Raw genomic sequence first — 25,988 nt, 5'->3', positions numbered from 1 at the left:
TGCTATGACGTAACCGAATGGGTCGAAAAGAGAGCATCAAAGTGCTCTCTTTTTTGTGTCTATTGATTAAAGCTCTTGACGGGAGTGTAGCCGTAATCAGCAATTGCTTTTTGGCCTTGCTCTGATCTTAGGAAAGCGAGGAAGCTTTTACCTGCTTTACCAATCTTATTCACTTTGTAAAAAACTAAGAACGGACGAGCCAATTTATACTTATGATTTGCGATGTTGGCTGAGGTTGGCTCAATATCATCAAAATGAATCGCTTTTACTGAGTGATCAACCGAACCGACCGAAATAAACCCGATAGCGCGGGTATTATGATTTACGATGGTTTTCACCATGCTATTGCTATTCACGACTAAATTGTTGGGGCTGATATCAGACACTAAACGATTGTTTACGATTTTAGTGAGTCCCATTAAGCTTTCGAAACTGTAACGTGAGCCAGAAGACGTTTCACGAGTGACTACTGCGATGGGTTGATCTGCACCGCCAACTTCTTTCCAGTTTTTGATGTTGCCTTTATAGATATCGAACAGTTGTTGTTGGGATAGGTTTTCTACAAAGTTTGTACGGTTTACAACAATAGCTAAGCCATCATACGCGATAGGCAAAACGTTAAGGTCTTCACCTTTTTCACTTTCTGTAAGGTAACGAGAGCTCATCCCTATCTCCGCCACACCTTTGTTTACCAGTGTAATACCAGCACTAGAGCCGATACCTTGAACTGCAATGTAATCATCTGGGTGTGTTTTATTGTATTCCTCTGCGAGTATATCCATTACGTGGGCAACTGAGGTTGAGCCCGAAATGTTAATTTCTTTTGCAACAACAGAAGAAAGGGAAACAACAATGGTCAGTAAGGTTGCCACAATAAAACGTAACATATTGAACTCCATATACAGTATAAAACAGCGTTTATGATATGGTGTTGAAGTTACACTTTTGTGAATATAGGGGCGTCATTTCAGACATTGCATTAATTAATGGCAAGGCAAATGGGTGATGTGTGTAGCGTTTCCGATATGGATGAGATGATAACCTGCCTAGAGGTGAGAATGCGAGTAAGTGCTCCGCTTTTATCGGAGCTAGGGTGTATACTAACAACTAACGATCAGGAGAGCGTTGATGTCAGTGTCTCAAATGGCGACTAGCCGTTTATACAAATTAGTTCAGTCGTTCTGTTCCACGCGTAATGTTAATTTGCCAGTCGAACAGGGAAAGTGTCTTTATGAGCTTGTTGAAAACGGCGCTGAACTTTATCGAGCACATTTCCTCTTGGACTCTCAACATAGTGAATATACTTCTCCTATTGCTAAGATCTTATTTGATGCTAGCACCCAACGTTGGTATTTCTATGTGCCGACTTACCGTTATGATCTGCTGAGATGGATTCCCTATAAGCCGTTACCATATAGTAAAAAGCTAGAAGACTTTTTTACCGAACTTGAGAATGATCCCCAAGCGTGTTTTTGGGAATAGTGAGACCTGACTCGAACGACACCATTTTGATTCTCTAGTTAATGTTAGGTTTTTGGTTTAACTATCTGGTTTCTAAAGCCTTTTGGTGTGATCTCGTAAATCGATTTAAAAGCGGTACTAAAATGAGCAGCACTCTTAAAGCCAGATTCAAACGCTATATCTGTAATAGACCTCTGTGACAGGCGTAACAGCGTTGCAGCATGGTTGATCCGTTTTACTTTTAATATTTGAGAAAACGACAGGTTTTCCGCTGCGAGTCGACGTTTTAAAGTAGCGATAGACATATTCATGTGAGCCGCTAACCCTTCCAGAGTGACATCTTTATCGATATTGTTCTCGATGTACTTAATGGCTTTTTGAGAGTCACTAAGACTGCTTGCATCATCAATGATCGAGAGGATATTCGGCTCAACCTCAACCATTAAAGATATCAACGCCATTGCAACGTGTTTTTGCGTGTAGTCAGGTGCATTACGACTCGCAAGTTCTATCAGTGTACTCTTGAGCTGCGCCATTTCACGATTAGATTGGAGTGAAAACGGATAAAAGCGTCTTTGTTCCGTTTCAGAACGCAGTAGCGGATGCGCTTTCTTGAAGTCACAGAATAGGCTTGGGTCAAATACCAATGCCACTGCTTTAAAACCATGGTTACCGGAAATCGCTTCGGCACTGCGTAAGTCTTCTGAATTATAAAGAGTGAAGTACCCTGCTTTTAGTTCGAATAGCTCTCCACTAGGTTGCTGAACTAATAAGGTGCCTGCTTCTACGGCATATATGCCATTATGTGTTGCTGGATAACGTTCACTTTTACGCGCAGTAAAGTGATTAAAGCGAATGATCTCAATGTTCGGCATAGTCGTTCTTTCGTTGTTATATGACAAATAAAAAAGGCGCTCATAAGAGCGCCTTTCACTTCATTCGGTATTATTCACTTACAGTTTGTTCTGCTTATGTCGCTGGTTGTTCAGCAAATACCTGGGTTGGCTTTGCAACTAAACTACGGTTCTCTTGGTTTACGTCTGCTAAGACGATTTCCAAGGTGTCACCGAGTTTGTATATCACCTCTTTATCGATGGAGATGGTACCGTTGTCGCCATTGCACTCGATCCTTTCTTTATTATCAAGAATTAGTGCACCAGGAATAAAGGCTGCAGCGCCATTTTCGAGAAGTCGGACACGTGCACCTGCACGATTAATATCGAAAATCTCACCTGTGAAACAAGTTTGCTTGCTCGGCTCATCTGCAAGTGTACGCGCATATAGCCAATCAGAAACATTTCGTTCTGCAATTTTGTGGTGCTTACGATGCAAAGCAAGCTCTTCACCAACTTGATCGTCCGGTTTTTGTACTGGCTCTTTGTCCAAAACAACTGCTTTTAACATGCGGTGGTTGATCATATCGCCGTACTTACGAATCGGTGATGTCCAAGTCGCATAAATATCCAGACCCATAGCGTAATGAGGAAGTGGCTGGTTACCAACTTCACTGTATGTTTGGAACTTGCGAATACGGTTATCAAGGTAAGACGTTTCTTGTAGCGCCAACCAACGACGTAGCGCTGCAAAGCCTTCTAATGTAGCGAGCGACTCTGCAGTGAATTCTAGAGTACCTTCAGGGTTAACTAACTGCACAACTTCTTCAATCTTTTCAGTTTTTAGGCCAGCATGAGTATTGAATACACCGGTTTTGAACTTGTCGCGTAGTATACGGCCTGCACAGATGTTTGCTGTGATCATCGATTCTTCAACAAGACGGTTTGCACTGCGGCGCATGTCTGCATGAATTGCGATCACGTCGTTGTCTTCACTCAGTTCAAATCGGTAGTCTGGGCGATCTGGGAACACAACAGCATTCTTCTCACGCCAGTTAGCCCGAGCTAGGGAGAAGTCGTACAGGTCGCGCACGATAGCGGCGATTTCTTCTGATGGTTGCCATACGTTTGAGCTACCGTTCTCTAGCCAATCAGAGACGTGATCGTAGGTAAGACGAGCGTGAGACTTGATGTTTGCAGCAAAGAAATTGATGTCGTCACCAACCACGCCGTCTTTACTTACAGTAACTGTACAGCAAAGGGCAGGGCGAACTTCGCCTTCAATCAAAGAACAAAGGTCATCAGCGAGATCTCGCGGTAGCATCGGGATGTTACGACCCGGTAAGTAAATAGTGTAACCACGCTCGCGCGCTACTTTATCCATCTCATCTTCAGGTGTGATATAAGCAGTTGGGTCAGCAATCGCGATCGTCAGTTCGAAGTCACCAGATTCTGTTTTTTTCGCATACAGCGCATCATCCATATCCTTGGTTGATTCGCCATCGACAGTTACAAAAGGAACATGGGTCATGTCAACCCGTTCTAATGCGGCGTCGTCTTTTAGCTCCCAGTGTTCGATGCCTGCTGGCTCGGAATTCGGTAGGTCATTTTGTGCAAGTGTTACCCACCAAGGTGCGATTTTGTCATTTGCATCGGTAATTTTTTCAGATATTTCAACGAAAAAAGTGTTATCACCTTTTAGTGGGTGACGAATCAAATGAGCAACAACCCAGTCACCTTCGGCGAACTCGTCAGGTTTCAAGCCTTTTCTAAGTTTCGCTTTTAAAGACAACTTTTTGAGCTGAGGGTGATCAGGTGCAACGTTTAGTTTGCCTTTAAACATTTTCACTCGACCGATAAAGCGCGTGAGTGACTGTTCTAACAGTTCTTGCGGTTCTGCAACTTCACGTTCGTTTTCAGTACGGATAATAGCGACAACTTTGTCACCGTGGATGCACTTTTTCATGTACGTTGGTGGGATGAAGAAGCTGGTCTTACTGTCCACTTCTAAAAAGCCAAAGCCTCTATCTGTTGCTTTGATTGAACCTTCTTTTTTAGGTAGGTGTTCTTGGATTTGCTGCTTAAGCTGAGCTAGTAGTGGGTTATCTTGAAACATCTTTTCTTAACTTACCAATGGAATTGCACACACTATAATCATTGCGAGCTATTATTACTACCTGTGGAGTTCAATTTCGCTATGAATTTTGCCTAACTTAGCCGCTCAACGAAGATGGTTTTTTTGATAAATGGCTTAGCGGTTGGTTATATTTTCTGCAGGAAGTGGTGGGGTGGCGGAAAAACATGCTAAAAATGTCAATATTGAGAATAAATTGTGATGCAATTCAATTTTTTCTGGCTTTTTTTGTGCTTTTAGGGAATAATCCGCACCCTTAGTCGTCCCTAATGGCTTATCGCGGTTGTGTACTGTGCTGTTTCCCGTCTGAATGGAATCAGTCACTGGATGGATCAGTATCGAATTGGAAGAGCATATGGGGCTGTTTTTTAGTTTAATTAAGTAGGATCCCAATGCAAGATTCTGTTATTCAATTCAGTGATTTATCTCTGAATGATTCTATCCTTTCTGCTCTAGACGGAATGGGTTTCGTGTCTCCAACTCCAATTCAGGCTGCGGCAATTCCACACCTATTGGAAGGTGCTGACGCGCTGGGCAAAGCACAAACAGGTACAGGTAAAACGGCAGCGTTCTCTCTGCCTCTGCTAAACAAGATCGATTTCAACCAACGTAAACCGCAAGCAATCGTACTTGCTCCAACTCGTGAGCTAGCGATTCAAGTTGCAGCAGAAATGAAGAACCTTGGTAAAAATATCAAAGGTCTTAAAGTTTTAGAGATTTACGGTGGTGCTTCTATCGTTGATCAAATGCGTGCGCTCAAGAGTGGTGCACAAGTTATTGTTGGTACACCTGGCCGAGTTCAAGATCTAATCAATCGTGAACGTCTACACCTAGATGAAGTACACACATTCGTACTCGATGAAGCGGATGAAATGCTTAACATGGGTTTCGTTGAAGACGTCACCGCGATCATGGAGCATGCTCCTTCTTCTGCACAACGTGTTTTGTTCTCTGCAACTATGCCTCCGATGCTTAAAAAGATTGTTGAGCGTTTCCTCCGTGATCCTGTCATGGTTGATGTTGCTGGTAAAAACCACACAGTAGATAAAGTTCAACAGCAGTTCTGGGTAGTGAAAGGTGTAGAGAAAGATGAAGCAATGTCTCGTCTTCTTGAAACTGAAGAAACGGATGCGTCAATCGTATTCGTACGTACTCGTCAAGATACCGAGCGCCTAGCTGACTGGTTATCTGCACGTGGCTTTAAAGCGGCGGCATTGCATGGTGATATTCCTCAGTCTCTACGTGAACGTACTGTTGATCACCTTAAACAAGGTGTTATTGACATCTTAGTAGCAACTGATGTTGTTGCACGTGGTCTTGACGTTTCGCGTATTACTCACGTATTTAACTACGATATCCCGTTTGATGTTGAATCATACATTCACCGTATCGGTCGTACTGGTCGTGCTGGACGTAAAGGTAAAGCAATCCTTCTAGTTCGCACTAACCAAATTCGCATGCTTCGCACTATCGAGCGTGTCACTAAGTCATCAATGGAAGAACTCCAGCTTCCTTTACGTGACCAAGTCGCGGAAGCTCGTCTTGCAAAATTAGGTGCTGAACTTGAAGCTGAGAAAGAGCACAAAGCGCTAGACAAATTTACTGACCTTGTAGAGAAGCTACAAACGTCTTTAGATATCGACCCTACAATGCTTGCTGCAATGCTTCTTAAGCGTCAACAAGGAAAACGTCCTCTGTTCTACATTGGCGAAGATCCGATGGTTGAAGCGATTGAGCGTGATAAACAGCGTCGTAAAGATCGTCGCGAAGGTGGCGGTAGCGGTCGTAGCACTAACAATCAAGATTGGGATACTTACCAGCTACAAGTTGGTCGTGAGCAAGGTGTTCAAGTTAAAGACATCGTTGGCGCTCTAGCAAACGAACTTGGTCTCGGCAAAGGCTCTATCGGTGCGATTAAGCTAGCTCAAGGTCATACATTTGTTCAGCTGCCAAAAGCAATGACGTCTGACGCAGCCAACAAGCTAAGTAAGCTACGTATCCGTCAACAAGATGTCGGTGCTGTTGTATGTGACTTTGATGATTTCCGCGAGTCTCGTGGTGGTCGCCGTGATGGTGGCGGTGGTCGTCGTGATGGTGGCTTCCGTGGCAACCGCGACGGTAATCGTGATGGTGCTCGCCGTGAAGGTGGTGAACGTCGTTTCGATCGTAACCGTGGTGGTGATCATCGTGGTAATTACCGTGGTGAACGTGGCCATGGTGGTCGTGGTCGTCGCACACCAGACGCATAATCTAGCGTGTTGTAATAATATTTGATATCTGAAAAGCCGAGCGAAATGCTCGGCTTTTTTTGTTTATTACGGGTTAAAATATCAAGGTGATGAACAAAAAATGCCTCCCAGAAGGAGGCGACATTACCAATTAAAAGGATGTACCTGACATAACAGGAACAAAGAACGAGAAGTACAAACGCTGCCATGCATTTGCATATATAGTATTGCAGCTAACATGCCAACAAAATAAGCAGTTGATTAATAATGATTTTCCTTTTTATAGTATTTAAGAGTTAAAGGAAACGCACTAACTCAGAGATACTGTGCATCAAAAGAGGGCAGATTATGAGGGAAAGCTTAGTGGAAAAATGGCCGACATAGGTGTCGACCATGTTGACTCGTTCTTCGGATAGAGTGAACTAGAAATCGTAGCGAACACCTAAGCGCAATGTATCTTCGCCTTCAGTAATCAAATTCGTTGCTGGGTCTTTCTCTTCATCAAGTTGATTAATGTAGTAAGACAGATAAGTACGGAAGTTACTGTTTAGTTTGTAGTAACCAACCAGTTCGATACCTTCAGTAGTGTCGTATTTTGTTCCGTTGTTTGGATCGTTCTCTTGAGCTGTATATAGCGCAGCAAGTGTAAACTTGCTTGCCACTTTGTAGCTTGCCACTAACTCGTAAGCCGTAAAGTCTTCAGCATCAGTAAGTGAGCCTTGAGAATATGTACCTGCTAGGTATAGGTTATCCATTGAATAAGCGATACCACCTAGAATTTGGTCTTCAGAATTGTCTTTATCGACATCACCACCAGAGTAAGCAAGACCTAAGTCTAGGCCCATGGGTAGAGAGTACATACCAGAGATGCCGTATTTGTCTTGGTTATCATTAGAATTTGCTTGGTAAGTGGCTTGAAGTTGTAATGCATCAAACTCACCACGGTAGGCAAATATACTGTCTTGCTTATCTGAAGATGAATCGATAACTTGTTGAACGCCTGAAAATTCCGTGATATCCGTCATGTCAGAGATGATGACTGCCGCCATGTCTTGACGACCTACAGAGAAAGCCCCGACATCAGAGTCAACACCTGCGTACATGTAGCGATTTTTGAATTCACTCTTACCCGTTTTTTGTTCTGCTTCGTAAACCCCGAATGCTGAAAGGCCGTTGCCGATATCAGTGTTACCTTTGAGGTTAAGACGAGCGCGGCTTTTGTCTTCCATAGAACCTTCAACTTCTGCACCGCCTGACCCCATAAAATCACCACGAAACTCAACGCGGCCACCAACTTTTAATTCTGTATCGTCATCTGTATATACTGTCGCTGAGAAAGATGGTGTTGATACCAATGCTGTTAAAATTGCAGTAGTTAGTGCTGCTTTTTTCATTTTTTTATTACCCTAGTTGTAATCGATAGGCGCTCTGCCCGATGTGTTGATGACGTTAAGATAAACAGTGAAAATGAAAGATAGATGTCTATTGCGTTATGATTTTATTGCATTTTTATTTATGGGAGTAAAAGAGTCCTTTAAGGTTATGATGACAAGAAAAGTGTTAGCTTTTTGAGTGCATGACATCGTTAAATAGCTTGATGCTTCAATTAGATGATACAAAACTCAAAACGGGGTGAGTGTCTTATTTTTCACACTGGATGGCGGGATTTAGTGTCGTCAAGTCAATAGGTTAGATTATGATGAGGCTTTTGTTTTGCAGGGAAGAGCGATGAGCGTTATTCAAGTTGAAGAAAAGAAAATAGCAGTGGGTAAAGTGCTTTGTGTTGGGCGAAATTACGTTGAACATATTCATGAGCTTGATAATGCCATACCAGAGCAAATGGTAGTATTTAATAAACCCGCGACCTCTGTATCAACAACTCTGCGTTCATTTCATCAAGAGCCCCTTCATTACGAGGCTGAAATCTGTTTTTTGATTAAAGGTGGACGTTATTCAGCGGTCGGTTTGGGATTGGATCTGACCAAGCGTGGTTTGCAGTCTTCGCTTAAAAAACAAGGGTTGCCTTGGGAGCGCGCTAAAGCGTTTGATGGCTCTGCTGTGTTTAGTCGGTTTATCTCTTTGGACAATATTGATATTAATGATCTCAATCTCGAGCTCTTGATTAACTGCGTTCGTGTACAAAAAGGTCATGTTAGCCAGATGCTCTATCCGCCGCTAACCATCTTGGATGAATTAACGAGTTACACAACACTTCAAGATGGCGATGTGGTAATGACTGGCACACCAAAAGGTGTTGGTGAGGTGCATCAAGGTGACATCTTCCTTGGACGATTAAAGTGTGGTGATGTCACCCTGTTGGAGATTGAGTGGGTGGCGGATTAAAGCCAAATTCGCAGAACGAGAAATACCACCATGCTGATCACCGTCGTTAAAAGAACATTTTTAGTAAAGTACGCGATTAACGCAGCCAGCAAAGCAGCCAATAAAAATGGGTTTTGCACATTCACGCTGAGTGCCCCATCGGGAATGAAAACGATAGGTGCCCAGATCGCAGTGAGTACCGCAGGGCTGGCGTAGTTGAGTACTTTTTGTGTACGTGTCCCTAATCGCAGAGGTAGCTTAGGTTCTAAAAACAAGTAGCGGCTGGTGAAAACAAGTGCAGTCATCAGCAAAATAGACAACATGGTCATTAACGTTTCTCCTGCACTTGTTCCACAAAGTAGCCTGTAAGCATGGCTAAAATGCTCGAAATCATCAAACTTCCTTCCACTTGGTAATAGGTGAGGGCGACCGAGCTCACTAACGCCACGACAACACTCGCGAGCACCGCCATATTTTTAATAGTCGGAACTACAATTGCGATAAAAGTCGCGGCCACAGCAAACTCCAAACCCATTTCGTTAAGTTCAGGGAGCAGGCTCCCCGCAACAATGCCCGTCAGTGTCGCGATATTCCAAAACAGGTAAAAACTCAAACCAGCCCCAAGCGCATACCAGCGATTAAATTGTTTATCGGAATGATGACCTATAATCGCAAACAGCTCGTCAGTGAGTAAGAATCCGAGTGACAGTCGCCATTTAAGAGGAAGCGGCGCAATTTTACTGCGCATCGATACACTGTAGAGGAAGTGTCGAGAGGTGATAAAAAACGTTGTTAGTAACATGGTCACCAAGCCTGCCCCCGATTTAATCATCCCCATCGCGACGAGCTGCGCAGAACCTGCGAACAGAATGGCGGATAGTGCTTGTCCTTCCAAAGGGTGAAGCCCAGTATCAATCGCGAATGAGCCTGCGAGCAAACCCCAAGGTAACACCGCGATACTCAGTGGCATCATCGCAAGTGTGCCTTGCCAAAATAACGCAGCTTTTGATTCTTCTTTTAGCGGCAAAGTGTGGTCCATAGTTTATTCTTAGTTGTTCCAAAATCAGGCTATCAAGGTAACGTGCTAGCGGCATAACGCCTTGTACAAAATTGCTCTTTAGCTGTGACGAATGTATTGACCGGGCGTGACGCCCATGGCTTTTTTAAAGTGTCGATGCAGGTGGCTTTGATCATGGAAGCCACATTCTTGCGCTACATCTGAAATTTTTTGTCCGAGTTTGAGCAACTTCTTCGCCATTCGTAAACGTTGTTGAATTTGATAAGCATGGGGAGGGAAGCCAAACTGTTTTTGAAACTCTCTTAGCAAATGAAAAGGGCTTAACCCAGCCAGTTTTGCGAGCTCTTCTAGCGAGACGTCCGTTTGCGGGAAGTCTTCCAAAAACTCTTTGACCAGCTGTATTTGTCGCTGAGCTCTGGTTGACTCTTTGAGCGGTGCACGGTGGGTGCTGTGTTTGCTGGCTAGTTTGATCAACGTACCGTAAATCAAAGTTTCTCGTAGTAGTCGATTGTCTGATTTTTCTAGCGTTTCAAACACCAATCGCAACTGATTTGCCAGTTCAGGCTCATAAACCACAGGTTGAGGGAAATAGGGCAGCGCTACATTTGGTGAACCAAGCTCTTGCCCTAAGGTCTGAAACTGCTGTGGTACGGGGTACATTGCTTTGTATTCCCAACCGCCTTCTGAGGCCGAATGCCCGTTGTGTACTTCATCGGCATTAACGAGAATAATGCTGTCCTGTGGCGCGATATGATTTCCGCCTGTTCGAAAGAACTGCTGTGCTCCCTTCTCGATGACGCCAATGGTGTAACCCTCGTGGCTATGGCGTGAGAAATTCTGCTTCTCGTACTTTGCATCGAGAAGCTCTAAACCGCCGAGCTCTTGAGCTATCTTGAAGGTGGCGATTTCCTTATTCTTTTCTTTCATCTTTATCCGGTCAGCTCAAGAAAATCATCTTAGAAGTGTAACGGATCCATCGTGCTTATTTTTGTACAAAATTGCTATCCGATTTTGATAAATAGGTGAATTGATTGTTATTTGCTGTCCTAGCAAACTATGATTTTTATTTTTTAAATTATCTTGGTGATTTTGGGCTGGCCGTTGTCATTTTGTTGGTATAACATTCGCCGCTTTGTTGTAGAAAAGCGGTTCCATCATGATTGATTTATCTGTACTTCCTGTTTATCTCACCGCAGTAGTGGCTTTGTTGCTGTTACCAGGGCCCGATATGTTGCTGATCGCGAGCTCTAGTATGAGTTACGGTAAGAAGGTCGGTCTGTTTGCTAGCTTAGGCAATGCGACGTCTGGTGTTATTCTTACTTTGCTTGCTGCGATGGGGGTATCAACCTTGATAGCAATGAGCCCAATCGCCCTTAAAGTCCTTCATCTATTAGGTGGTGCATACTTGCTAAAAATGGGGTGGGACTGCTTAAGAGCTGAGGCATCAGCGGCTCCAGAACTTGATAATCAAAACAAAATGGCATCGACTTATTATCAACGTGCTTTGATGAGTAATTTGCTTAACCCTAAAGCGTTGGTATTTTTTGTTATGTTTTTGCCGCAGTTTGTCTCAAGCAATATCACGGCGTCTTCTGGTGAGCAGATGCTGGCACTAGGGTTACTGTTGAACGTCCTTGGCTTGTCATTCAATCTATTGCTTGTTGCGCTGGCAGGTACGTTAGGCAAAGGGTTGCTTGAGAACGAAAAGTTTCGCACGTACCAACATAAACTAATGGGTTTAGTGTTTGTTATTCTCGCGTTGTGGATGCTGAGCAGTTTCGCCTTATAAAGTTATCCTATTCCATCAGAAAGCCAGCAATTGCTGGCTTTTTGTTTTAGGATATTGGTGTTTCCTAAGGAGAGGATATATGAAGCTTGAATTTTGTTTAAATCCAGATCAAAAAGACCTTGATTCTGTGCGCGAAGGTATTCGAACTTACAACCAAATGCACTTGCCTGAAGGGGAAGTGACTGCTGTGGGTTGTTTCGCCAAAGATGAGAATGGCAAGATCCAGGGTGGTCTGACCGGCGAAATGTTTAAAAATACGGTGTTCGTTGAGTTTTTGTGGGTAGATGCGGAAAGTCGAACCTCTGGTCTCGGAAGCAAGTTAATGTCGATGCTAGAACAACAAGCAAAGTCTCACGGGGTTACCCATGTTTATTTGGATACCTACAGCTTCCAAGCTCTCGAATTTTATCTCAAATTGGGTTTTGAAAAAGTGGGGCAGTACTCAGGCTATCCTGCTGAGGGCATCCACAAGTATTTTCTGCAAAAAGAAATTGTAGGCTAGAGGTAAATACCATTTCGCTTGTATTGCTTTAGTGAAGATCAAAAAGAGGCGCGTACTCGCGCCTCTTGCTGTATCAAATATTTATGTTTTCTTTGACTTACAAGCTTTTCTGATGTGCGTCGATAAGCTCGTTCATCTTCGCTTCGGCTGCTTGCTGTGCTTGTTCGTAGTTCATGTCAGCAGGAAAGTCGTTGATGACTTCGTAGTAACACTTTAGCTTCGGCTCAGTACCCGATGGGCGAACGATCACACGAGATTGATCTTCTAGGTGATAAATCAACACATCACTGGCTGGTAAATCAATAGATTCTTGTAAGCCGTCATCAAACGTGCGGACCGATGCTTTTAAGTCTTCTGTGATTGCGACTTTTTTACCAGCAATCTCTGTTGGTGGGTGAGCACGGAGTTTGTCGCCGATTGATGGGGAGTTTGGAGCTAAGGCGATGCTGCGTTGCGCGTTAAAGTAGAAACCGTGCTCGCGGTACAGCTCTTCCAGTTTGTCCCACAATGTTTTGCCTTGAGTTTTAAGTTTGCCGGTTAACTGGGCAAACGCGACGATTGCGGACAAACCATCTTTATCCCACACCTTGTTACCCACGGTATAACCGAGCGCTTCTTCATAAGCAAACAAGAATGGATTGGCTTCTGTCTCTTGCTCCATAGCAACGTTAGTGAGCCATTTAAAGCCGGTGAGTGTTTGGTAGTATTGGGCACCATGCGCTTTGGCGATGCTACTCAGCATTCGTGACGACACGATGGTGTTGCCAACCAGAGAGTTAGGCTGCTGCTCTAGCAAGTAATCGCCAAACAGTGAGCCGACTTGGTCGCCCGTCAACATTTGGTATTCTCCGTTGGTCTTTTTAGCGGCAGCAGCGAAACGGTCTGCGTCTGGGTCGTTGGCACAAGCGATGTCAGCATCGACAGATTTCCCCAATGCCATCACCATATCCATCGCACCCGCTTCTTCAGGGTTTGGGAAGTTGACGGTTGGGAAGCTGCCATCAGGTTCGCGCTGTTCCTTAACACTTGCCACTTTTTTAAAGCCAGCGTCGGCAAGTAGCGTTTCCGCCATATTCGCGCCAACGCCATGCATCGCAGTGTACGCAATAGAGATATCGGTATTGTTATCAGGAGTAAGCAGCGCGTTTTCGTTCATTGCCTTACGGTAAGTTTGGTAGTAGTCGTCTTCTAACCAAACGAATAAACCCTGTTGTTTTGCATCATCAAGAGACATTAAAGGTAATGGCTTCGTTGTTGCGTCATCAATTTTTGCTGCGATTCCAGAATCGTGTGGAGGAATGATTTGTGCGCCGTTCTCCCAATATACTTTAAAGCCATTGTATTCTGGTGGGTTGTGGCTGGCGGTAACGACAACTGCGGCCGCAGCATTCAATGTACGGACACCAAACGCAACAATTGGGGTCGCTGCAACGTCGTACGTTAAGTACACCTTGATACCCAGCGCAGTCAGTACGGAGGCGGTGTCATGCGCGAATTGTTTCGAATCAGGACGACCGTCATAACCAATCACAACACCACGACTTGCAGTGTCTTTCACTTGCTCAAGCAAGTAGTGACCTAGGCCAGTGGCAGTTTCTTGAATTACCAAACGATTCATTCGGTTTGGACCCGCCCCTACTTTTCCGCGAAGTCCTGCGGTACCAAAAGCGAGACGAGACCCAAAGCGATTAGAGAGTTCTTGTTCGTTGTTAGTATCGACGAGGTGTTGTAGTTCTTCACGAGTTTTAGGGTCAGGATCTCGAGTTAACCATTGCGTAATTAGAGCGGTCATATCAGTCATTCCTTAGTAGGGGAAGCCTACTGGTTAGGACACTTTGTCTAAAAGTATCTCAATGTTTTCATTTAATTAATGTAAATGGTTCTCAATTACGTTGCAAAGAGGGCAATCGATAAAACGAATTTATTCTTTGTTGTGTGCACAAAATTTAATCACATTTAATTTCTTGAAGAACCTTTGAACTATAACTAGCCTTTAACATAAATATAACAAATCGTATTGAAATCGTAGTTTATGTGATTTTTCGTAAGTTTGTTCGATATTTGCATCGGACAGCAAGGAAGCTCGCTCAAGCGTAGCGGCTGAGCAGAGGAGAGATCTTTTGAGAAGATTAACGACTACTCTAGCCTTATTACTGAACGTGATATTTATCACGTTTTCTACTTACGGTTGGTCAAAAGACAATGATTACAACATGACCAAAGGGGTCACTGCGATAAGCGGGCAAGTGTATGAATTACATATGCTGATTTTCTATATCTGCTGTGCTATTGCCTTGATTGTATTTGGTGTCATGTTCTATTCGATCATTCGCCACCGCAAATCAAAAGGATCTGTTGCCGCACATTTCCACGAAAGTACAAAAGTGGAGATTATTTGGACGGTCATACCCATCATCATTCTTGTTGCCATGGCGATCCCCGCAACGAAAACTTTAGTCGCAATGGAAGATACAAGCCAATCGGATATCACGGTTAAGATCACAGGGTCGCAATGGAAATGGCATTACAGTTACTTTGGTGAAGATGTTGAGTTCTTCAGTTTACTTGCCACCAGTCAGAAGCAAATCGATGGTATTGAGGCAAAAGGCGCGCATTACTTACTGGAAGTAGATAATCCGTTGGTCCTACCTGTTAACCGCAAAGTGCGTTTTTTGATGACCTCAGACGATGTGATCCATTCTTGGTGGGTGCCGGATTTCGCCGTCAAGAAAGACACCATCCCAGGTTTTATTAATGAAGCATGGACCAGAATTGATGAGCCAGGGGTATATCGCGGTCAATGTGCGGAGTTATGCGGTCGTGCTCACGGGTTTATGCCAGTGGTGGTGCATGCGATGGAAGAAGAGAAGTTCGATCAATGGCTCGCGACGAAGAAAGAAGCCATCGCATTTCAAAAAGCCGCGGCACAAGAGGCACTGTCTCAAGACTTGTCGATGGATGAGTTAATGTCGCAAGGTGAAGCGGTTTATACGGCGCGTTGCGCTGTGTGTCATCAGGCAAATGGTGAGGGGATTCCGGGCGCATTTCCGGCTATCAAAGGTAGCCCTGTCGCGACGGGCGAGGTTTCCGAACACATTGATGTGATCGTGAATGGTAAAGCTGGGACAGCGATGCAGGCTTTTGCTAATCAGTTGAGTGATAAAGAAATCGCCGCGGTGATTACGTATCAACGAAACGCGTGGGGCAATGACACGGGCGAGACCGTGCAAGCCTCCGACGTGAATGCCTTTAAGGCACAAGGCAGTGCCAAGGAGGAAATATGAGTAAGCCAATAGAGAAGGCGGTGAAGTCTGCGCCAGCCGAAGCACAAGCCAGTGCGAACAGTACCATTGTAATTGATGATGCCCATGATCATCACGCTCCAAAAGGCATCACTCGTTGGTTGTATTCCACCAACCACAAAGACATCGGTACTCTGTACCTTTGGTTTAGCTTTGCGATGTTTCTGACCGGTGGTGCAATGGCGATGGTCATTCGTGCCGAATTGTTCCAGCCAGGACTACAACTGGTTGATCCACAGTTTTTTAATCAAATGACCACGGTACACGGTTTGGTGATGGTGTTTGGTGCTGTGATGCCAGCATTTACGGGCCTTGCTAACTGGATGATCCCAATGATGATCGGTGCTCCTGATATGGCGTTACCTCGCATGAACAACTTGAGCTTCTGGATTCTACCTTTTGCATTTCTTATTTTGTTGAGCTCGTTGTTTTTACCTGGCGGCGGCCCTGATTTTGGCTGGACGTTCTATGCTCCGCTGTCCACGACGTATGGTCCTGATAGCACGGCGTTGTTTGTATTCTCTGTGCATATCATGGGGATCAGCTCCATCATGGGGGCGATCAACGTTATCGTGACGATCGTAAATATGCGAGCTCCGGGAATGACGTGGTTCAAGTTACCAATGTTTGTTTGGACGTGGTTAATTACCGCTTTCTTGTTGATCGCGGTTATGCCGGTATTAGCGGGTGCGGTGACCATGGTTCTGACCGATAAATATTTTGGAACTAGCTTCTTTGATGCCGCTGGTGGTGGCGATCCGGTAATGTTCCAACACATCTTCTGGTTCTTTGGTCATCCAGAAGTGTACATCATGATTTTACCGTCGTTTGGCATCATCTCTGCCATCCTCCCAGCATTCAGTGGTAAAAAGCTGTTTGGTTATCATTCGATGGTTTACGCGACGTGCAGCATTGCGTTGTTGTCTTTTCTGGTTTGGGCGCACCATATGTTTACCACCGGCATGCCGGTTTTTGCTGAGCTCTTCTTTATGTATTGCACCATGCTGATTGCAGTGCCGACAGGGGTGAAGGTCTTTAACTGGGTCGCCACCATGTGGCGAGGGGCGCTAACCTTTGAAACGCCAATGTTGTTTGCCATTGCCTTTATTGTGCTCTTTACGATTGGGGGATTCTCGGGATTAATGTTGGCGATTGTGCCTGCGGATTTCCAATATCACGATACCTATTTTGTTGTGGCGCATTTCCACTATGTTTTAGTGTCTGGTGCGGTGTTCTCCATCATGGCGGCGGCCTACTACTGGCTACCTAAGTGGACAGGCAATATGTACGACCACAAGCTGAGTTTGTGGCATTTCTGGTGCTCGATTATTTCCGTCAATGTCCTGTTCTTCCCCATGCACTTCCTAGGTCTTGCGGGGATGCCAAGGCGAATCCCGGATTACGCCATTCAATTTGCTGATGTGAATCAAATCGTTTCGATTGGTGGGTTTGCATTTGGCTTATCTCAATTAATCTTTTTATGGCTGGTGGTCAAGTGTATACGTGGTGGTGAAAAAGCGTCAGCAAAACCGTGGGAGCGCGCCGAAGGCCTAGAATGGACAGTGCCAAGCCCAGCGCCACATCATACGTTTACTACACCGCCTAAAGTTGATTAGAAGCGAACGGGATGAGTGAGATGAAACCGAATCCATCAAACAAAAAACTCACACTGAAGTTGCTTTTGGCGACCCTATTGATGTTTGGCTTTGGCTACGCACTTGTCCCATTGTATGACGTGATGTGCGACGCACTGGGGATCAACGGAAAAACAAGTGAAGTGGCTGCAATTCAACCAACCGGTATGCAGCCAGATATGAGCCGAACCATTCGCGTTGAATTTATGGCTCATGTGAGCCCTGATATGCCTTGGGAGTTTAAACCCAAAGTTATCTCGATGGATGTTCACCCCGGTGAAGTGATGCAAACCGAATACCTTGCTTTTAATCAGAGTGGGCAAAAGCTGGTGGGGCAGGCGGTGCCCTCTGTATCTCCGGGAAATGGGGCTGCCTATTTCAATAAGATTGAGTGCTTTTGTTTTAACCAACAGCCTTTAGACGGCAAACAGCAAGCGCAAATGCCGTTGATTTTCTACATCGAACCAGACGTGCCGGAGTCGATACACACGTTAACGCTGTCTTATACACTCTATAAACTTCCTCCTCCTACGGGTACTTAGTCACTCAGGGAGAGCAGACCAAAGAGCGTCTCTAAGGAGAGAAATCATGAGTAACAAGCCAGGAACCTATTACGTTCCCGCTCAAAGTAGTTGGCCAATCATCGGTGCGTTTGCTCTATTTTTAGTCGCGGTCGGGGCTGGTATGACCGTACAGGGCACACAAAGTGAAGGGGCTGTGGGAACCATTGGTGCAATTGTCCTCGCTGTTGGTTTTTTGTTTTTGCTATACATGCTAGCGGGGTGGTTTAGCAACGTGATCACCGAGTCACTGAGTGGAAAGTACAGCTCGCAGATTACCCGCTCTTTTCGCCAAGGGATGAGCTGGTTCATCTTCTCTGAAGTGATGTTCTTTGGTGCATTTTTTGGCGCTCTGTTTTACGCCAGAATGATCTCTGTGCCTTGGCTGGGAGGGGCAGACAACAACCTTATGACTAACGAGGTGTTGTGGCCAACATTCGAAGCGATTTGGCCGCTCACGTCCACGCCAAGTGGTGAAACGACGCAGGCGATGCCATGGCAGGGCATTCCTCTTACCAATACCATTTTGTTGTTATTATCGTCGATTACGCTACATATGGCGCACATTAGCCTTGAAAAAGACAAAAGAACAGCATTGATAGTTTGGTTAGAAATCACCATCGTGCTAGCAGGCTTTTTCCTCTACTACCAAGCGGTTGAGTATGCCCATGCTTACCAAGAGATAGGGTTAACGTTACAGTCAGGGATTTATGGCAATACTTTCTTTATGTTGACTGGCTTTCATGGTTTGCATGTGTGTCTGGGAACCATTTTCTTAATCGTTTTGTTGCTGAGAGTCGCCAAAGATCACTTTTCGCCGAATAACCATTTCGCCTTCCAAGCGGGCAGTTGGTATTGGCACTTTGTGGATGTGGTTTGGCTGTGTCTGTTTGTGTTTGTTTATGTGCTGTAGTGCGTTGTTTTTAGACTCATAAAACTAGTAAGGGCGGGGATTAGGAGCCAACCAGCCAGAACTGAGCGCAATAAGCAGAAGGATAACAACCAAAGCGGAAAACATGACGCGTCGACCTAAATAATGACTCATCGGTTTGTTTCTTTTTTCTGGGTGATCTGGGTCTTCACGAACCATTTCGATAAGCGCTTTGGCGAGGTTGAAGATAATGAAAAGTAGCAAAAGGACGAGCGTCAGTTTGAACAGAAAGACGGTGGACATAACATCTCCGGTTTCATCGTGGTTGTGTTCGAAACGGTTATGGTTATCGAAGTGGTTGTGGATCGCGACTTGCTTAACTGTGGTTGTGTTTTCTCTATTGGTCAAATTGGGTTTTTGGCAACTCGAGAGAGGAGAAGAAAAGCAGGCGTTGGAACAAGCCATTCTCGCGCGAGCAGATAATGCCTATCAAAGGTTAGGCATGGTTCTTGAAGAAAACGACTGGCGCGAAGGCAGTATTATCGGAACAAAAGTGAAAGCAGACGTTATTCCCGAGCCGTTGCCAGTGATTTTGCTAGATAACCAAACGTACCAAGGGAGCGTAGGGTATTTGGCGTTTCAGGTGGTATCGATTGTTGAAGAGCCCAGCACGTATGCGTTATTGGAGCTGGGGTTCGTTGAAGGAACGTCGGACCGCTCTTTGTTACCAAAAGTCACAAAACTCGATGCGCCGACCTTTATCACGGGACGCCTGTACCGAAAATCTGCCAACCCGCTGAGCTCAGAATTAATGCCGGAAGTTGGCGATGCCATTCGCGTGCAGAACCTGAACATCGCGCAATTGAATCAGCTACTGAATATTGAACTTATGCCCGCAGTCTTGCAGCCAGACAATCTGAAAAATTGGCCTTACGACTTTCCTTGGAACCCATTGCCGCTCAACAGCGCCAAACATTTCGGCTATTCGATTCAATGGTTTTCGATGGCGGGCGTTTTCTTATTATTGACCTTAATTGTTTTTGTTCGTTGGCAAAGAAAGTTGCGTCACATGGAGGTGAAGCATGACATCTAAAGTAACCAAAGGGCGGCTAATGTTGATTGCGTTGGTGTGTATGTTTGCGCTTCCTGCCGTCATCGCTAAAGTTATTCTCTCCCAAGGATGGTACCAAAGCGGTGTGACCAATCGAGGCGTGTTAGTTGAGCCATATACGACACTCGACCAGCTTGGCCAAGACTCGCCACTTAGGGAACACGGGTGGCAACTCGCTTATGTTTTACCTAATGAGTGCACAGAACAATGTAGGCAGCAGCTTTACCTGCTTCAGCAAAGCCATGTTGCTTTAGGAAAATATCAAGAACGAGTGGTGCCGGTACTTTGGCAGACGGAGCTGTCAGATACCGTAGATATATCGATGACGGCAATGCAAATGAATGAATCGGTTACCGCCAAAGTGAAACCCGGACAAATGTTAATCGTTGACCCTTTGGGGCAATTGGTGATGTCTTATACGCCGAAACCGAATGAAGATTTAGTTTCGTTCAACAAAGGTATGCTGGCGGATTTACGCAAACTCTTAAAACTGTCACGAGTCGGTTAGGGAGGCGCACATATGAACTTAACTCACTTAGTTAGATTCAGTTTACTCCTTACCTTAGTGGTGATCATGCTAGGGGCCTACACTCGTCTTGCTGACGCTGGCTTAGGTTGCCCGGATTGGCCGGGTTGTTACGGACATTTAACCGTACCTCATCAAGAGGAAGACGTAATACGCGCCAACAGCAATTTTCCAGAGCGCGCGGTAGAGCATGAGAAAGCATGGCTTGAAATGATTCATCGCTATTTTGCAGGAACGCTAGGTTTAGTTATTTTTGCAATGGCCGTGATATCAATGAGATCTGAGCGAGTGAATCCCACGATGCCAATATTGCTCAGTGTATTGGTGGTCGGGCAGGCGTTGTTGGGGATGTGGACCGTCACGCTCAAATTAATGCCAGTCATCGTAATGCTTCACTTGCTGGGTGGTTTTACTTTGCTTGCTTTGCAAGCGGTCTTTTATTGTCAGTTAAAAGCGCAAAATACGCTCTACTTTTCTCCATCTTCCCGCTCGCTGCGAGGCTTCTCATTACTGGTTTTTCTGGTCGTATTTATGCAGGTACTCCTTGGAGGATGGACTTCGTCAAACTATGCCGCGTTGATGTGTACCACGTTGCCGATTTGTGAGGGAGATTGGATGAGTTATCTCTCATGGAAAGAGGCGTTTTCTTTCTGGCAAAGCGGGTTCGACAATTATGAGTTTGGAGTGTTGGAGTACCCGGCAAGAATGACCATACATGTCACGCATCGCATCGGTGCTATCGTTACTGCTGCGTTGGTATTGATTTATTGCGTTATGTTAATGAAGCAGGACTCACATTATTCTCAAAGAATTGGAGGGTGGTTAATGTTTGTACTTGCTTGCCAACTTATGTTGGGAGTAAGTAATGTCGTATTTCAACTCCCTATTTATGTGGCTGTCGCGCATAACCTCGGCGCTGCGATTATGTTGAGTCTCGTTTGTGTAAGCCAGTTTTATTTGTGGCAGGGGAAAATGGATTGGAGTTACACCGCGAAAGGAGTTCGCTATGAGTAAAGAAATCGCGCTATCGTTGAGCAGTCAAAAGCGACTGAGTTCCGTTTATTTTAAGCTGACGAAACCTAAAGTGGTGGCGTTAATGCTGGTTACTGCACTGGTGGGGATGAGTTTAGCGCCTGTGGTGGACTTTCCTTGGTTACAAGCGATGGTAGGTTTAATTGGCATCGGCTTGATGGCAGGTTCTGCGGCCGCATTTAATCATCTGATTGATAGGCGTGTTGACGCAAAAATGGCACGTACGCATAGACGTCCACTGCCGTCAGGCGACACCAATCCATTCTCGGTAATGGTTTTCGCAACTGTGTTGGGTTTGCTCGGTTTTATTCTTTTGTATACTTGGGTTAACTCGCTCACGGCGTGGCTGACTTTTATGAGTTTACTAGGTTACGCGATGGTGTACACCATGTACCTAAAGCGTGCAACACCGCAAAATATCGTTATTGCTGGGATTGCCGGTGCTATGCCGCCCCTTTTGGGGTGGACGGCCGTGACAGGTGAACTGCATGCTAATGCTTGGCTGCTAGTGATGATCATCTTTATTTGGACACCGCCACACTTTTGGGCGCTCGCGATTCATCGCGTGGAGGATTATCGTAAGGTTGATATTCCAATGTTGCCGGTCACTCATGGTATTGAGTACACCAAAACCTCTATTTTGTTGTATACAGTGTTACTGACGTTAGTTTGCGTCATGCCCGTGTTGGTCGGGATGGCCGGCTTGGTTTATCTGTTTGCGTCTCTGTTGCTCAATGCCGGTTTTATGTACCACGCTTGGAAGCTTAAATACGCGCCAGAGGCAAACAGCGCGATGGAAACGTTTAAATTCTCTATTTATCACCTTTTTGCTTTGTTTATCGCACTACTCGCTGACTACTATATTGGTGTTCTACCCACATAACTTGGGTAGAACAGCACGTATTTCTTCTAACGCTTCAGGGTTAGCTATCGCGCCGATATTTTCAACGTCGCGGTGGTTTACCATTTGTTTTACCGCTAATTCTACTAACTTGCCTGAACGCGTTTTAGGAATGTCACTGATGGCATAGATTGCACTGGGGACATGTCGAGGGGAACACGCAGATTTAAGCTGTGCTTTGATGGATGCGATAAGATCATCGTTTAATTTTATCCCGTTCACTAACTGAACAAATAACCATATTTGTTCGTTTCGGTCGACTTCTTTCCCGACTGCAATGGAGTCCACAATGCCATCAATAGCATTCACTTGCTGATAGATTTCAGCAGTACCAATTCTGACGCCACTAGGGTTGAGCGTGGTATCACTTCGGCCATAAAAAACGTAACCACCCACTTCACTCTTTTCGATATCGTCACCATGGTGCCAAACATTGTCGAACTTATCCCAATAGGCACGGTGATAACGTTCTCCGGTATCATTCCAAAAGCCGCAAGGGAAATTAGGTAATGCGTTAGCACAAACCAATTCTCCGCGCTCTCCAACCACGCTTTTTCCCTGTGGGCTAAACACTCTTACATCGACACCTAATCCCGCGGACTGGCATTCTCCTCGGTAAACAGGAGAAATCGGGTTGCCTAATACAAAACAACCGCAGATATCCGTTCCGCCAGAGATGGACGCCAAATGCACATCCTCTTTGATATGCTGATAAACATAATCGAATTGCTCAGGATAAAGAACAGACCCCGTTGAACAGATGGTTTTCAGGTTCGGAAGTGGATCACTTTGCTGCGGTGAAAAGCTGGCTTTTTCTAGCGCTTCCAGATATTTAGCAGAAGTGCCAAAAAGGGTGACTTCGGCTCGTTGGGCTAGGTCCCAGAGAACATTATGAGCTGGGTAAACAGGGCTACCGTCAAAAATGACTAAGCATGCACCGCTGGCTAAAGCAGATACATGCCAGTTCCACATCATCCAACCGCAGGTAGTGTAATAAAAGATTCGTTCATTCGGTTGAATATCACAATGCAGCTGGTGTTCTTTGACATGGTTCAGAATTGTTCCCCCGACAGAATGTACAATGCACTTTGGTTTACCAGTAGTACCTGACGAGTAGAGGACAAATAACGGGTCGTTAAAATTGACACGCGTGAAAGACAGCGCTTCAGGAGTGTATTGATTAAGAATGTTTTGCCAGTCTTGGGTACATACGTCGCACTCAACAACCTGCGGCTTAAGATAGCTAATTTGACAAACCTGTTTGAGCCCATCGAGGTGATCGGCAATATGCTGATTATTTTCTGATATATCGAAGCTTTTGCCATTGAAGGTATAACCATCACAAGTAAATAGAATTTTAGGTTTTACTTGGCCAAAACGTTCCAAAACGCTTTCGATCCCAAAATCAGGAGACGTGGATGTCCATATGGCCCCTAAGCTGGTGGTTGCTAGCATGGCGATAACGGTTTGAGGGAGGTGAGGCAAAAAGCCTGCGACCACATCACCTTGCTTGACCCCGCACTCTTTTAGCCATTGCTGGACACTCGAAACTTCTTCACACAGTTGTTGCCATGTATAGGTTTGTCTTTGTGCGTTCTCATTTTCAAACCAAATTGCGATGTCATCAGGTTGGTGGCAAGCAAAGGTTAATAAATTTTCTGCATAGTTAATAAGCGCTTGTGGAAACCAAAGTGTATCGCGATTAACAACGGGTTGTTGCCAACGGCTGTCAGTTTGCTCTTTTATCACTTCTCCTTGAGTGCCAATTACGTCGCAGAATAGCCACACCTCTTGCCAAAATGACTCTACATTATCGAGTGACCATTGATGCAACTCGGCAAAGCTTTTTAAGTCGTTTCCTTGGCGATTGATGTGTTCTATAAACTGTGTAACGTTGGCGGCTTCGATGCGACTTGCGCTCGGTTGCCATATTTTACTGCTCTCACGCATGGGGCCCTCTATAACAAGGTGGTAACATGTTAAGTTTGAGAGGGATATGCAATAAAGTCAAACCTTTGAATTATATATTAACCTTTACAAATCAATATCTTGAAATTTATTGTAAATAATGTCTTACATCAGAAGCTGTTTGGTAAAGTTGTGTCAGAACTGGAAGCTTTTAAGACTGCGGATAGGCTTAATGTAAATGAATTGTTGATTGAGATATGCCATGACTCAGTATCGTTCTAGACCCATTGATCAAGATGGCAAGGTTGAATGGAGCCATGAAGAAGATGCCATTTGGCGAGACTTAATGACACGACAAATGAGCGTTATTCAAGACCGAGCTTGTGACGCTTATCTGCATGGCTTAACGCTGCTCGATTTACCACAAGACCGCGTCCCTCAGTTACCGGAAATTAACCGTGTATTGCTGAAAGCAACGGGTTGGCAAGTTGAACCTGTGCCAGCGCTTATCGACTTTGATAGATTTTTCAAACTATTAGGGAATAAACGCTTCCCTGTCGCCACGTTCTTACGCACTCGAGAAGAATTCAATTATTTACAGGAACCGGATTTCTTCCATGAGATATTTGGTCATTGCGCGATGTTAACCAACCACGATTTCGCCGCTTTTACTGAGTTCTACGGTCAACTTGGACAAGCTGCCACACCGAAGCAAAGAGCCTATTTGGCACGACTCTATTGGTTTACGGTTGAGTTTGGTTTGGTGAAACAAGGGCATAAACCCAAAATTTATGGCGGCGGTATCCTCTCTTCTCCGGCGGAAACCATTTATGCGCTGGAGAGTGATATCGCGATTCGTGACTCCTTTGACTTACATACGGTATTGAGAACGCCGTATCGAATTGACATCATGCAACCTAAGTATTTCGTGATTGAGAGTTTTTCCCAACTTTTCACAATCAGTCAGCTGAATTTATTGAAACAAGTCGATCTAGCGATTGAAGCTGGACTGCTTCCGCCGCTTTTCGAACTCAAGGAGTCTGCCCATGTTGAATGAACAAAAATGTGAAGCTTGTAGTATTGATGCCATTGCACTTAGCAAAGAGGAGCAACAAGCTCTGCTGCTGCAATTGTCTGATTGGCAGATTATTGAAAGGGACGGAATTCCTCAACTAGAAAAGGCTTACCAGTTTAAGAACTTCAAACAAGCGTGGGCGTTCAGTAACAAGATTGCTGAACTCGCAGAAGATGAGTTTCATCATCCTGCTATTTTACTAGAGTGGGGCAAAGTTACTGTAACGTGGTGGAGCCACTCGCTCAAAGGTCTACATAAAAACGACTTTATCTGCGCCTCTAAGTGTGATGCATGATTTTTATATATAGCAATGATCGGTCAATGATTGAATGTGGATGGACGTGTAATTTGGTAAGCCTCTGAACAAATGTATGATGGCTGTCTATAATATTGGCTTTTTTTCCAAGCATTTACGACATAAACACAGCTGAGTAGAGTTGGGTTTGGGCAAGTCACGAGTTTCGATAGTAAAGCACCAGCAGGTCTCTTTACCCGCTGCAATATCACAATATGCTTGAGTTCTACACTCGGGGCAGTGATGCGTTGCATTTATACCTGTGATCTGGTCTATGATGTTCTCCCGTTGCTCATCGGTTTTATCTTTCCATTGGATAATTTCATCCATGGTTCGATGACAACCTGAACATATTCCGCCACTGTTTTTACACGCGGCCAAGCAAGGTGATTTCATAGTATTCTCATAGTGATTTTTGAATGTCGCGTACTCTAGCATAGAGCGGGCTGAAGCAGTATTAAACTGGTGAGGAAACATCTGGAGTGG

The 25,988-nt window shown here is 44.9% G+C and carries 25 protein-coding genes and 1 pseudogene; 15 read left to right on the top strand and 11 right to left on the bottom strand.

What is annotated here, in order from left to right:
* Window positions 1–59: 59 nt before the first annotated feature.
* Entirely contained in the window at window positions 60–887 is an 828-nt protein-coding gene (locus AC3D28_RS16085) for a phosphate ABC transporter substrate-binding protein (RefSeq protein ID WP_488536671.1), read from the bottom strand.
* Between the two features lie 241 nt (window positions 888–1,128).
* Between AC3D28_RS16085 and AC3D28_RS16080 the strand changes: the two genes are divergently transcribed.
* Window positions 1,129–1,482: a DUF3024 domain-containing protein gene (locus tag AC3D28_RS16080; RefSeq protein ID WP_488536670.1), complete on the top strand. Its 354-nt coding sequence runs from the start codon at window positions 1,129–1,131 to the stop codon at window positions 1,480–1,482.
* 44 nt (window positions 1,483–1,526) lie between these two features.
* Here the strand turns inward: AC3D28_RS16080 and AC3D28_RS16075 are convergent, their stop codons facing one another.
* Complete coding sequence (locus AC3D28_RS16075; RefSeq protein ID WP_488536669.1) at window positions 1,527–2,336, bottom strand: AraC family transcriptional regulator; 810 nt, start codon at window positions 2,334–2,336, stop codon at window positions 1,527–1,529.
* 94 nt (window positions 2,337–2,430) lie between these two features.
* On the bottom strand, window positions 2,431–4,410 hold the full coding sequence (rnb, locus tag AC3D28_RS16070; RefSeq protein ID WP_488536668.1) for an exoribonuclease II: 1,980 nt from the start codon (window positions 4,408–4,410) through the stop codon (window positions 2,431–2,433).
* Between the two features lie 410 nt (window positions 4,411–4,820).
* Between rnb and AC3D28_RS16065 the strand changes: the two genes are divergently transcribed.
* The gene (locus AC3D28_RS16065) at window positions 4,821–6,677 is read left to right on the top strand and encodes a DEAD/DEAH box helicase (RefSeq protein ID WP_488536667.1); all 1,857 of its coding nucleotides are present in this window, start codon (window positions 4,821–4,823) and stop codon (window positions 6,675–6,677) included.
* Window positions 6,678–7,078: 401 nt separating this feature from the next.
* Here AC3D28_RS16065 and AC3D28_RS16060 read toward each other — a convergent pair whose 3' ends face one another.
* Complete coding sequence (locus AC3D28_RS16060) at window positions 7,079–8,050, bottom strand: porin (RefSeq protein ID WP_488536666.1); 972 nt, start codon at window positions 8,048–8,050, stop codon at window positions 7,079–7,081.
* Window positions 8,051–8,384: 334 nt separating this feature from the next.
* Between AC3D28_RS16060 and AC3D28_RS16055 the strand changes: the two genes are divergently transcribed.
* Entirely contained in the window at window positions 8,385–8,999 is a 615-nt protein-coding gene (locus AC3D28_RS16055) for a fumarylacetoacetate hydrolase family protein (protein ID WP_488536665.1), read from the top strand.
* Here AC3D28_RS16055 and AC3D28_RS16050 read toward each other — a convergent pair.
* From AC3D28_RS16050 to AC3D28_RS16040, 3 genes are all read right to left on the bottom strand, one after another.
* Window positions 8,996–9,307: an AzlD domain-containing protein gene (locus AC3D28_RS16050; protein WP_488536664.1), complete on the bottom strand. Its 312-nt coding sequence runs from the start codon at window positions 9,305–9,307 to the stop codon at window positions 8,996–8,998. The two genes, AC3D28_RS16055 and AC3D28_RS16050, sit on opposite strands and share 4 nt — an antisense overlap.
* Window positions 9,307–10,017: an AzlC family ABC transporter permease gene (locus AC3D28_RS16045; RefSeq protein WP_488536663.1), complete on the bottom strand. Its 711-nt coding sequence runs from the start codon at window positions 10,015–10,017 to the stop codon at window positions 9,307–9,309. The genes AC3D28_RS16050 and AC3D28_RS16045 overlap by 1 nt, the downstream gene beginning before the upstream one ends.
* Window positions 10,018–10,095: 78 nt before the next feature.
* Window positions 10,096–10,923, bottom strand: a complete 828-nt coding sequence (locus tag AC3D28_RS16040; RefSeq protein ID WP_488536662.1) for an AraC family transcriptional regulator — start codon at window positions 10,921–10,923, stop codon at window positions 10,096–10,098.
* Between the two features lie 229 nt (window positions 10,924–11,152).
* On the opposite strand from AC3D28_RS16040, the gene AC3D28_RS16035 reads away from it, so the two are divergent.
* Both AC3D28_RS16035 and AC3D28_RS16030 read left to right on the top strand, forming a co-directional pair.
* A complete protein-coding gene (locus AC3D28_RS16035; RefSeq protein WP_098414157.1) occupies window positions 11,153–11,785 on the top strand; it encodes a LysE family translocator in 633 nt (210 codons plus the stop codon).
* 79 nt (window positions 11,786–11,864) lie between these two features.
* Complete coding sequence (locus AC3D28_RS16030) at window positions 11,865–12,287, top strand: GNAT family N-acetyltransferase (protein WP_488536661.1); 423 nt, start codon at window positions 11,865–11,867, stop codon at window positions 12,285–12,287.
* Window positions 12,288–12,384: 97 nt separating this feature from the next.
* On the opposite strand, the gene AC3D28_RS16025 is transcribed toward AC3D28_RS16030, so the two are convergent.
* On the bottom strand, window positions 12,385–14,079 hold the full coding sequence (locus tag AC3D28_RS16025) for a phospho-sugar mutase (RefSeq protein ID WP_488536660.1): 1,695 nt from the start codon (window positions 14,077–14,079) through the stop codon (window positions 12,385–12,387).
* A 328-nt stretch (window positions 14,080–14,407) separates the two neighbouring features.
* On the opposite strand from AC3D28_RS16025, the gene coxB reads away from it, so the two are divergent.
* Genes coxB through AC3D28_RS16005 form a run of 4 tightly spaced genes read left to right on the top strand, consistent with a single transcriptional unit; the run spans window position 14,408 to window position 18,696 of the window.
* Entirely contained in the window at window positions 14,408–15,571 is a 1,164-nt protein-coding gene (coxB, locus tag AC3D28_RS16020; protein WP_488536659.1) for a cytochrome c oxidase subunit II, read from the top strand.
* Window positions 15,568–17,205, top strand: coding sequence for a cytochrome c oxidase subunit I (gene ctaD / locus AC3D28_RS16015; RefSeq protein WP_488536658.1), 1,638 nt, complete (start codon window positions 15,568–15,570; stop codon window positions 17,203–17,205). The genes coxB and ctaD overlap by 4 nt, the downstream gene beginning before the upstream one ends.
* Before the next feature lie 20 nt (window positions 17,206–17,225).
* The gene (locus AC3D28_RS16010) at window positions 17,226–17,765 is read left to right on the top strand and encodes a cytochrome c oxidase assembly protein (RefSeq protein WP_488536657.1); all 540 of its coding nucleotides are present in this window, start codon (window positions 17,226–17,228) and stop codon (window positions 17,763–17,765) included.
* Window positions 17,766–17,811: 46 nt separating this feature from the next.
* Window positions 17,812–18,696 carry a cytochrome c oxidase subunit 3 gene (locus AC3D28_RS16005; protein WP_488536656.1) on the top strand — a complete coding sequence of 295 codons (885 nt, stop codon included), beginning with the start codon at window positions 17,812–17,814 and terminating at the stop codon, window positions 18,694–18,696.
* Window positions 18,697–18,720: 24 nt separating this feature from the next.
* Here AC3D28_RS16005 and AC3D28_RS16000 read toward each other — a convergent pair whose 3' ends face one another.
* Window positions 18,721–18,957, bottom strand: a complete 237-nt coding sequence (locus AC3D28_RS16000) for a DUF2909 family protein (protein ID WP_179885589.1) — start codon at window positions 18,955–18,957, stop codon at window positions 18,721–18,723.
* Here AC3D28_RS16000 and AC3D28_RS15995 point away from each other — a divergent pair.
* The 4 genes and pseudogenes from AC3D28_RS15995 to cyoE all read left to right on the top strand — a co-directional run bounded on the left by AC3D28_RS15995 (window position 18,905) and on the right by cyoE (window position 22,206).
* Window positions 18,905–19,740, top strand: a pseudogene (locus tag AC3D28_RS15995) (SURF1 family protein). The gene AC3D28_RS16000 and the pseudogene AC3D28_RS15995 sit on opposite strands and share 53 nt — an antisense overlap.
* Window positions 19,737–20,273, top strand: coding sequence for a cytochrome oxidase biogenesis cluster protein (locus AC3D28_RS15990; RefSeq protein WP_098414151.1), 537 nt, complete (start codon window positions 19,737–19,739; stop codon window positions 20,271–20,273). Before AC3D28_RS15995 ends, AC3D28_RS15990 begins: the two are co-directional and overlap by 4 nt.
* Before the next feature lie 12 nt (window positions 20,274–20,285).
* Entirely contained in the window at window positions 20,286–21,305 is a 1,020-nt protein-coding gene (locus AC3D28_RS15985; RefSeq protein WP_488536655.1) for a COX15/CtaA family protein, read from the top strand.
* The gene (gene cyoE, locus AC3D28_RS15980) at window positions 21,298–22,206 is read left to right on the top strand and encodes a heme o synthase (protein ID WP_488536654.1); all 909 of its coding nucleotides are present in this window, start codon (window positions 21,298–21,300) and stop codon (window positions 22,204–22,206) included. Before AC3D28_RS15985 ends, cyoE begins: the two co-directional genes overlap by 8 nt.
* On the opposite strand, the gene AC3D28_RS15975 is transcribed toward cyoE, so the two are convergent.
* Window positions 22,195–24,174, bottom strand: coding sequence for an acetoacetate--CoA ligase (locus AC3D28_RS15975; protein ID WP_488536653.1), 1,980 nt, complete (start codon window positions 24,172–24,174; stop codon window positions 22,195–22,197). The two genes, cyoE and AC3D28_RS15975, sit on opposite strands and share 12 nt — an antisense overlap.
* Before the next feature lie 220 nt (window positions 24,175–24,394).
* Here AC3D28_RS15975 and phhA point away from each other — a divergent pair, with 220 nt between their 5' ends.
* Together phhA and AC3D28_RS15965 are read left to right on the top strand one after the other, a co-directional pair.
* Entirely contained in the window at window positions 24,395–25,189 is a 795-nt protein-coding gene (gene phhA / locus AC3D28_RS15970; protein WP_488536652.1) for a phenylalanine 4-monooxygenase, read from the top strand.
* Entirely contained in the window at window positions 25,179–25,502 is a 324-nt protein-coding gene (locus tag AC3D28_RS15965; protein WP_488536651.1) for a 4a-hydroxytetrahydrobiopterin dehydratase, read from the top strand. Before phhA ends, AC3D28_RS15965 begins: the two co-directional genes overlap by 11 nt.
* A gap of 87 nt (window positions 25,503–25,589) precedes the next feature.
* Here AC3D28_RS15965 and AC3D28_RS15960 read toward each other — a convergent pair whose 3' ends face one another.
* Window positions 25,590–25,898, bottom strand: coding sequence for a cysteine-rich CWC family protein (locus AC3D28_RS15960; RefSeq protein ID WP_098414516.1), 309 nt, complete (start codon window positions 25,896–25,898; stop codon window positions 25,590–25,592).
* Window positions 25,899–25,988 lie beyond the last annotated feature (90 nt).

The sequence above is a fragment of the Vibrio sp. TAP-3B genome, from assembly GCF_057784735.1.
The sequence above is the reverse complement of the archived record's forward strand: the minus strand, read 5'-3'. Positions and strand labels throughout refer to the sequence as shown.

Excerpts from the sequence above, each read along its gene's own strand:
- AC3D28_RS16000 (WP_179885589.1), bottom strand. The coding sequence starts at position 18,957 with ATGTCCACCGTCTTTCTGTTCAAACTGACGCTCGTCCTTTTGCTACTT.
- AC3D28_RS15975 (WP_488536653.1), bottom strand. The coding sequence starts at position 24,174 with ATGCGTGAGAGCAGTAAAATATGGCAACCGAGCGCAAGTCGCATCGAA.
- AC3D28_RS16060 (WP_488536666.1), bottom strand. The coding sequence starts at position 8,050 with ATGAAAAAAGCAGCACTAACTACTGCAATTTTAACAGCATTGGTATCA.
- AC3D28_RS16085 (WP_488536671.1), bottom strand. The coding sequence starts at position 887 with ATGTTACGTTTTATTGTGGCAACCTTACTGACCATTGTTGTTTCCCTT.
- AC3D28_RS16005 (WP_488536656.1), top strand. The coding sequence starts at position 17,812 with ATGAGTAACAAGCCAGGAACCTATTACGTTCCCGCTCAAAGTAGTTGG.
- AC3D28_RS16080 (WP_488536670.1), top strand. The coding sequence starts at position 1,129 with ATGTCAGTGTCTCAAATGGCGACTAGCCGTTTATACAAATTAGTTCAG.
- AC3D28_RS15985 (WP_488536655.1), top strand. The coding sequence starts at position 20,286 with ATGAACTTAACTCACTTAGTTAGATTCAGTTTACTCCTTACCTTAGTG.
- phhA (WP_488536652.1), top strand. The coding sequence starts at position 24,395 with ATGACTCAGTATCGTTCTAGACCCATTGATCAAGATGGCAAGGTTGAA.
- AC3D28_RS15960 (WP_098414516.1), bottom strand. The coding sequence starts at position 25,898 with ATGAAATCACCTTGCTTGGCCGCGTGTAAAAACAGTGGCGGAATATGT.
- AC3D28_RS16065 (WP_488536667.1), top strand. The coding sequence starts at position 4,821 with ATGCAAGATTCTGTTATTCAATTCAGTGATTTATCTCTGAATGATTCT.
- AC3D28_RS16075 (WP_488536669.1), bottom strand. The coding sequence starts at position 2,336 with ATGCCGAACATTGAGATCATTCGCTTTAATCACTTTACTGCGCGTAAA.
- AC3D28_RS16050 (WP_488536664.1), bottom strand. The coding sequence starts at position 9,307 with ATGACCATGTTGTCTATTTTGCTGATGACTGCACTTGTTTTCACCAGC.
- AC3D28_RS16040 (WP_488536662.1), bottom strand. The coding sequence starts at position 10,923 with ATGAAAGAAAAGAATAAGGAAATCGCCACCTTCAAGATAGCTCAAGAG.
- AC3D28_RS16035 (WP_098414157.1), top strand. The coding sequence starts at position 11,153 with ATGATTGATTTATCTGTACTTCCTGTTTATCTCACCGCAGTAGTGGCT.
- rnb (WP_488536668.1), bottom strand. The coding sequence starts at position 4,410 with ATGTTTCAAGATAACCCACTACTAGCTCAGCTTAAGCAGCAAATCCAA.
- cyoE (WP_488536654.1), top strand. The coding sequence starts at position 21,298 with ATGAGTAAAGAAATCGCGCTATCGTTGAGCAGTCAAAAGCGACTGAGT.
- AC3D28_RS16025 (WP_488536660.1), bottom strand. The coding sequence starts at position 14,079 with ATGACCGCTCTAATTACGCAATGGTTAACTCGAGATCCTGACCCTAAA.
- ctaD (WP_488536658.1), top strand. The coding sequence starts at position 15,568 with ATGAGTAAGCCAATAGAGAAGGCGGTGAAGTCTGCGCCAGCCGAAGCA.
- AC3D28_RS16055 (WP_488536665.1), top strand. The coding sequence starts at position 8,385 with ATGAGCGTTATTCAAGTTGAAGAAAAGAAAATAGCAGTGGGTAAAGTG.
- AC3D28_RS15965 (WP_488536651.1), top strand. The coding sequence starts at position 25,179 with ATGTTGAATGAACAAAAATGTGAAGCTTGTAGTATTGATGCCATTGCA.
- AC3D28_RS15990 (WP_098414151.1), top strand. The coding sequence starts at position 19,737 with ATGACATCTAAAGTAACCAAAGGGCGGCTAATGTTGATTGCGTTGGTG.
- AC3D28_RS16030 (WP_488536661.1), top strand. The coding sequence starts at position 11,865 with ATGAAGCTTGAATTTTGTTTAAATCCAGATCAAAAAGACCTTGATTCT.
- AC3D28_RS16010 (WP_488536657.1), top strand. The coding sequence starts at position 17,226 with ATGAAACCGAATCCATCAAACAAAAAACTCACACTGAAGTTGCTTTTG.
- AC3D28_RS16045 (WP_488536663.1), bottom strand. The coding sequence starts at position 10,017 with ATGGACCACACTTTGCCGCTAAAAGAAGAATCAAAAGCTGCGTTATTT.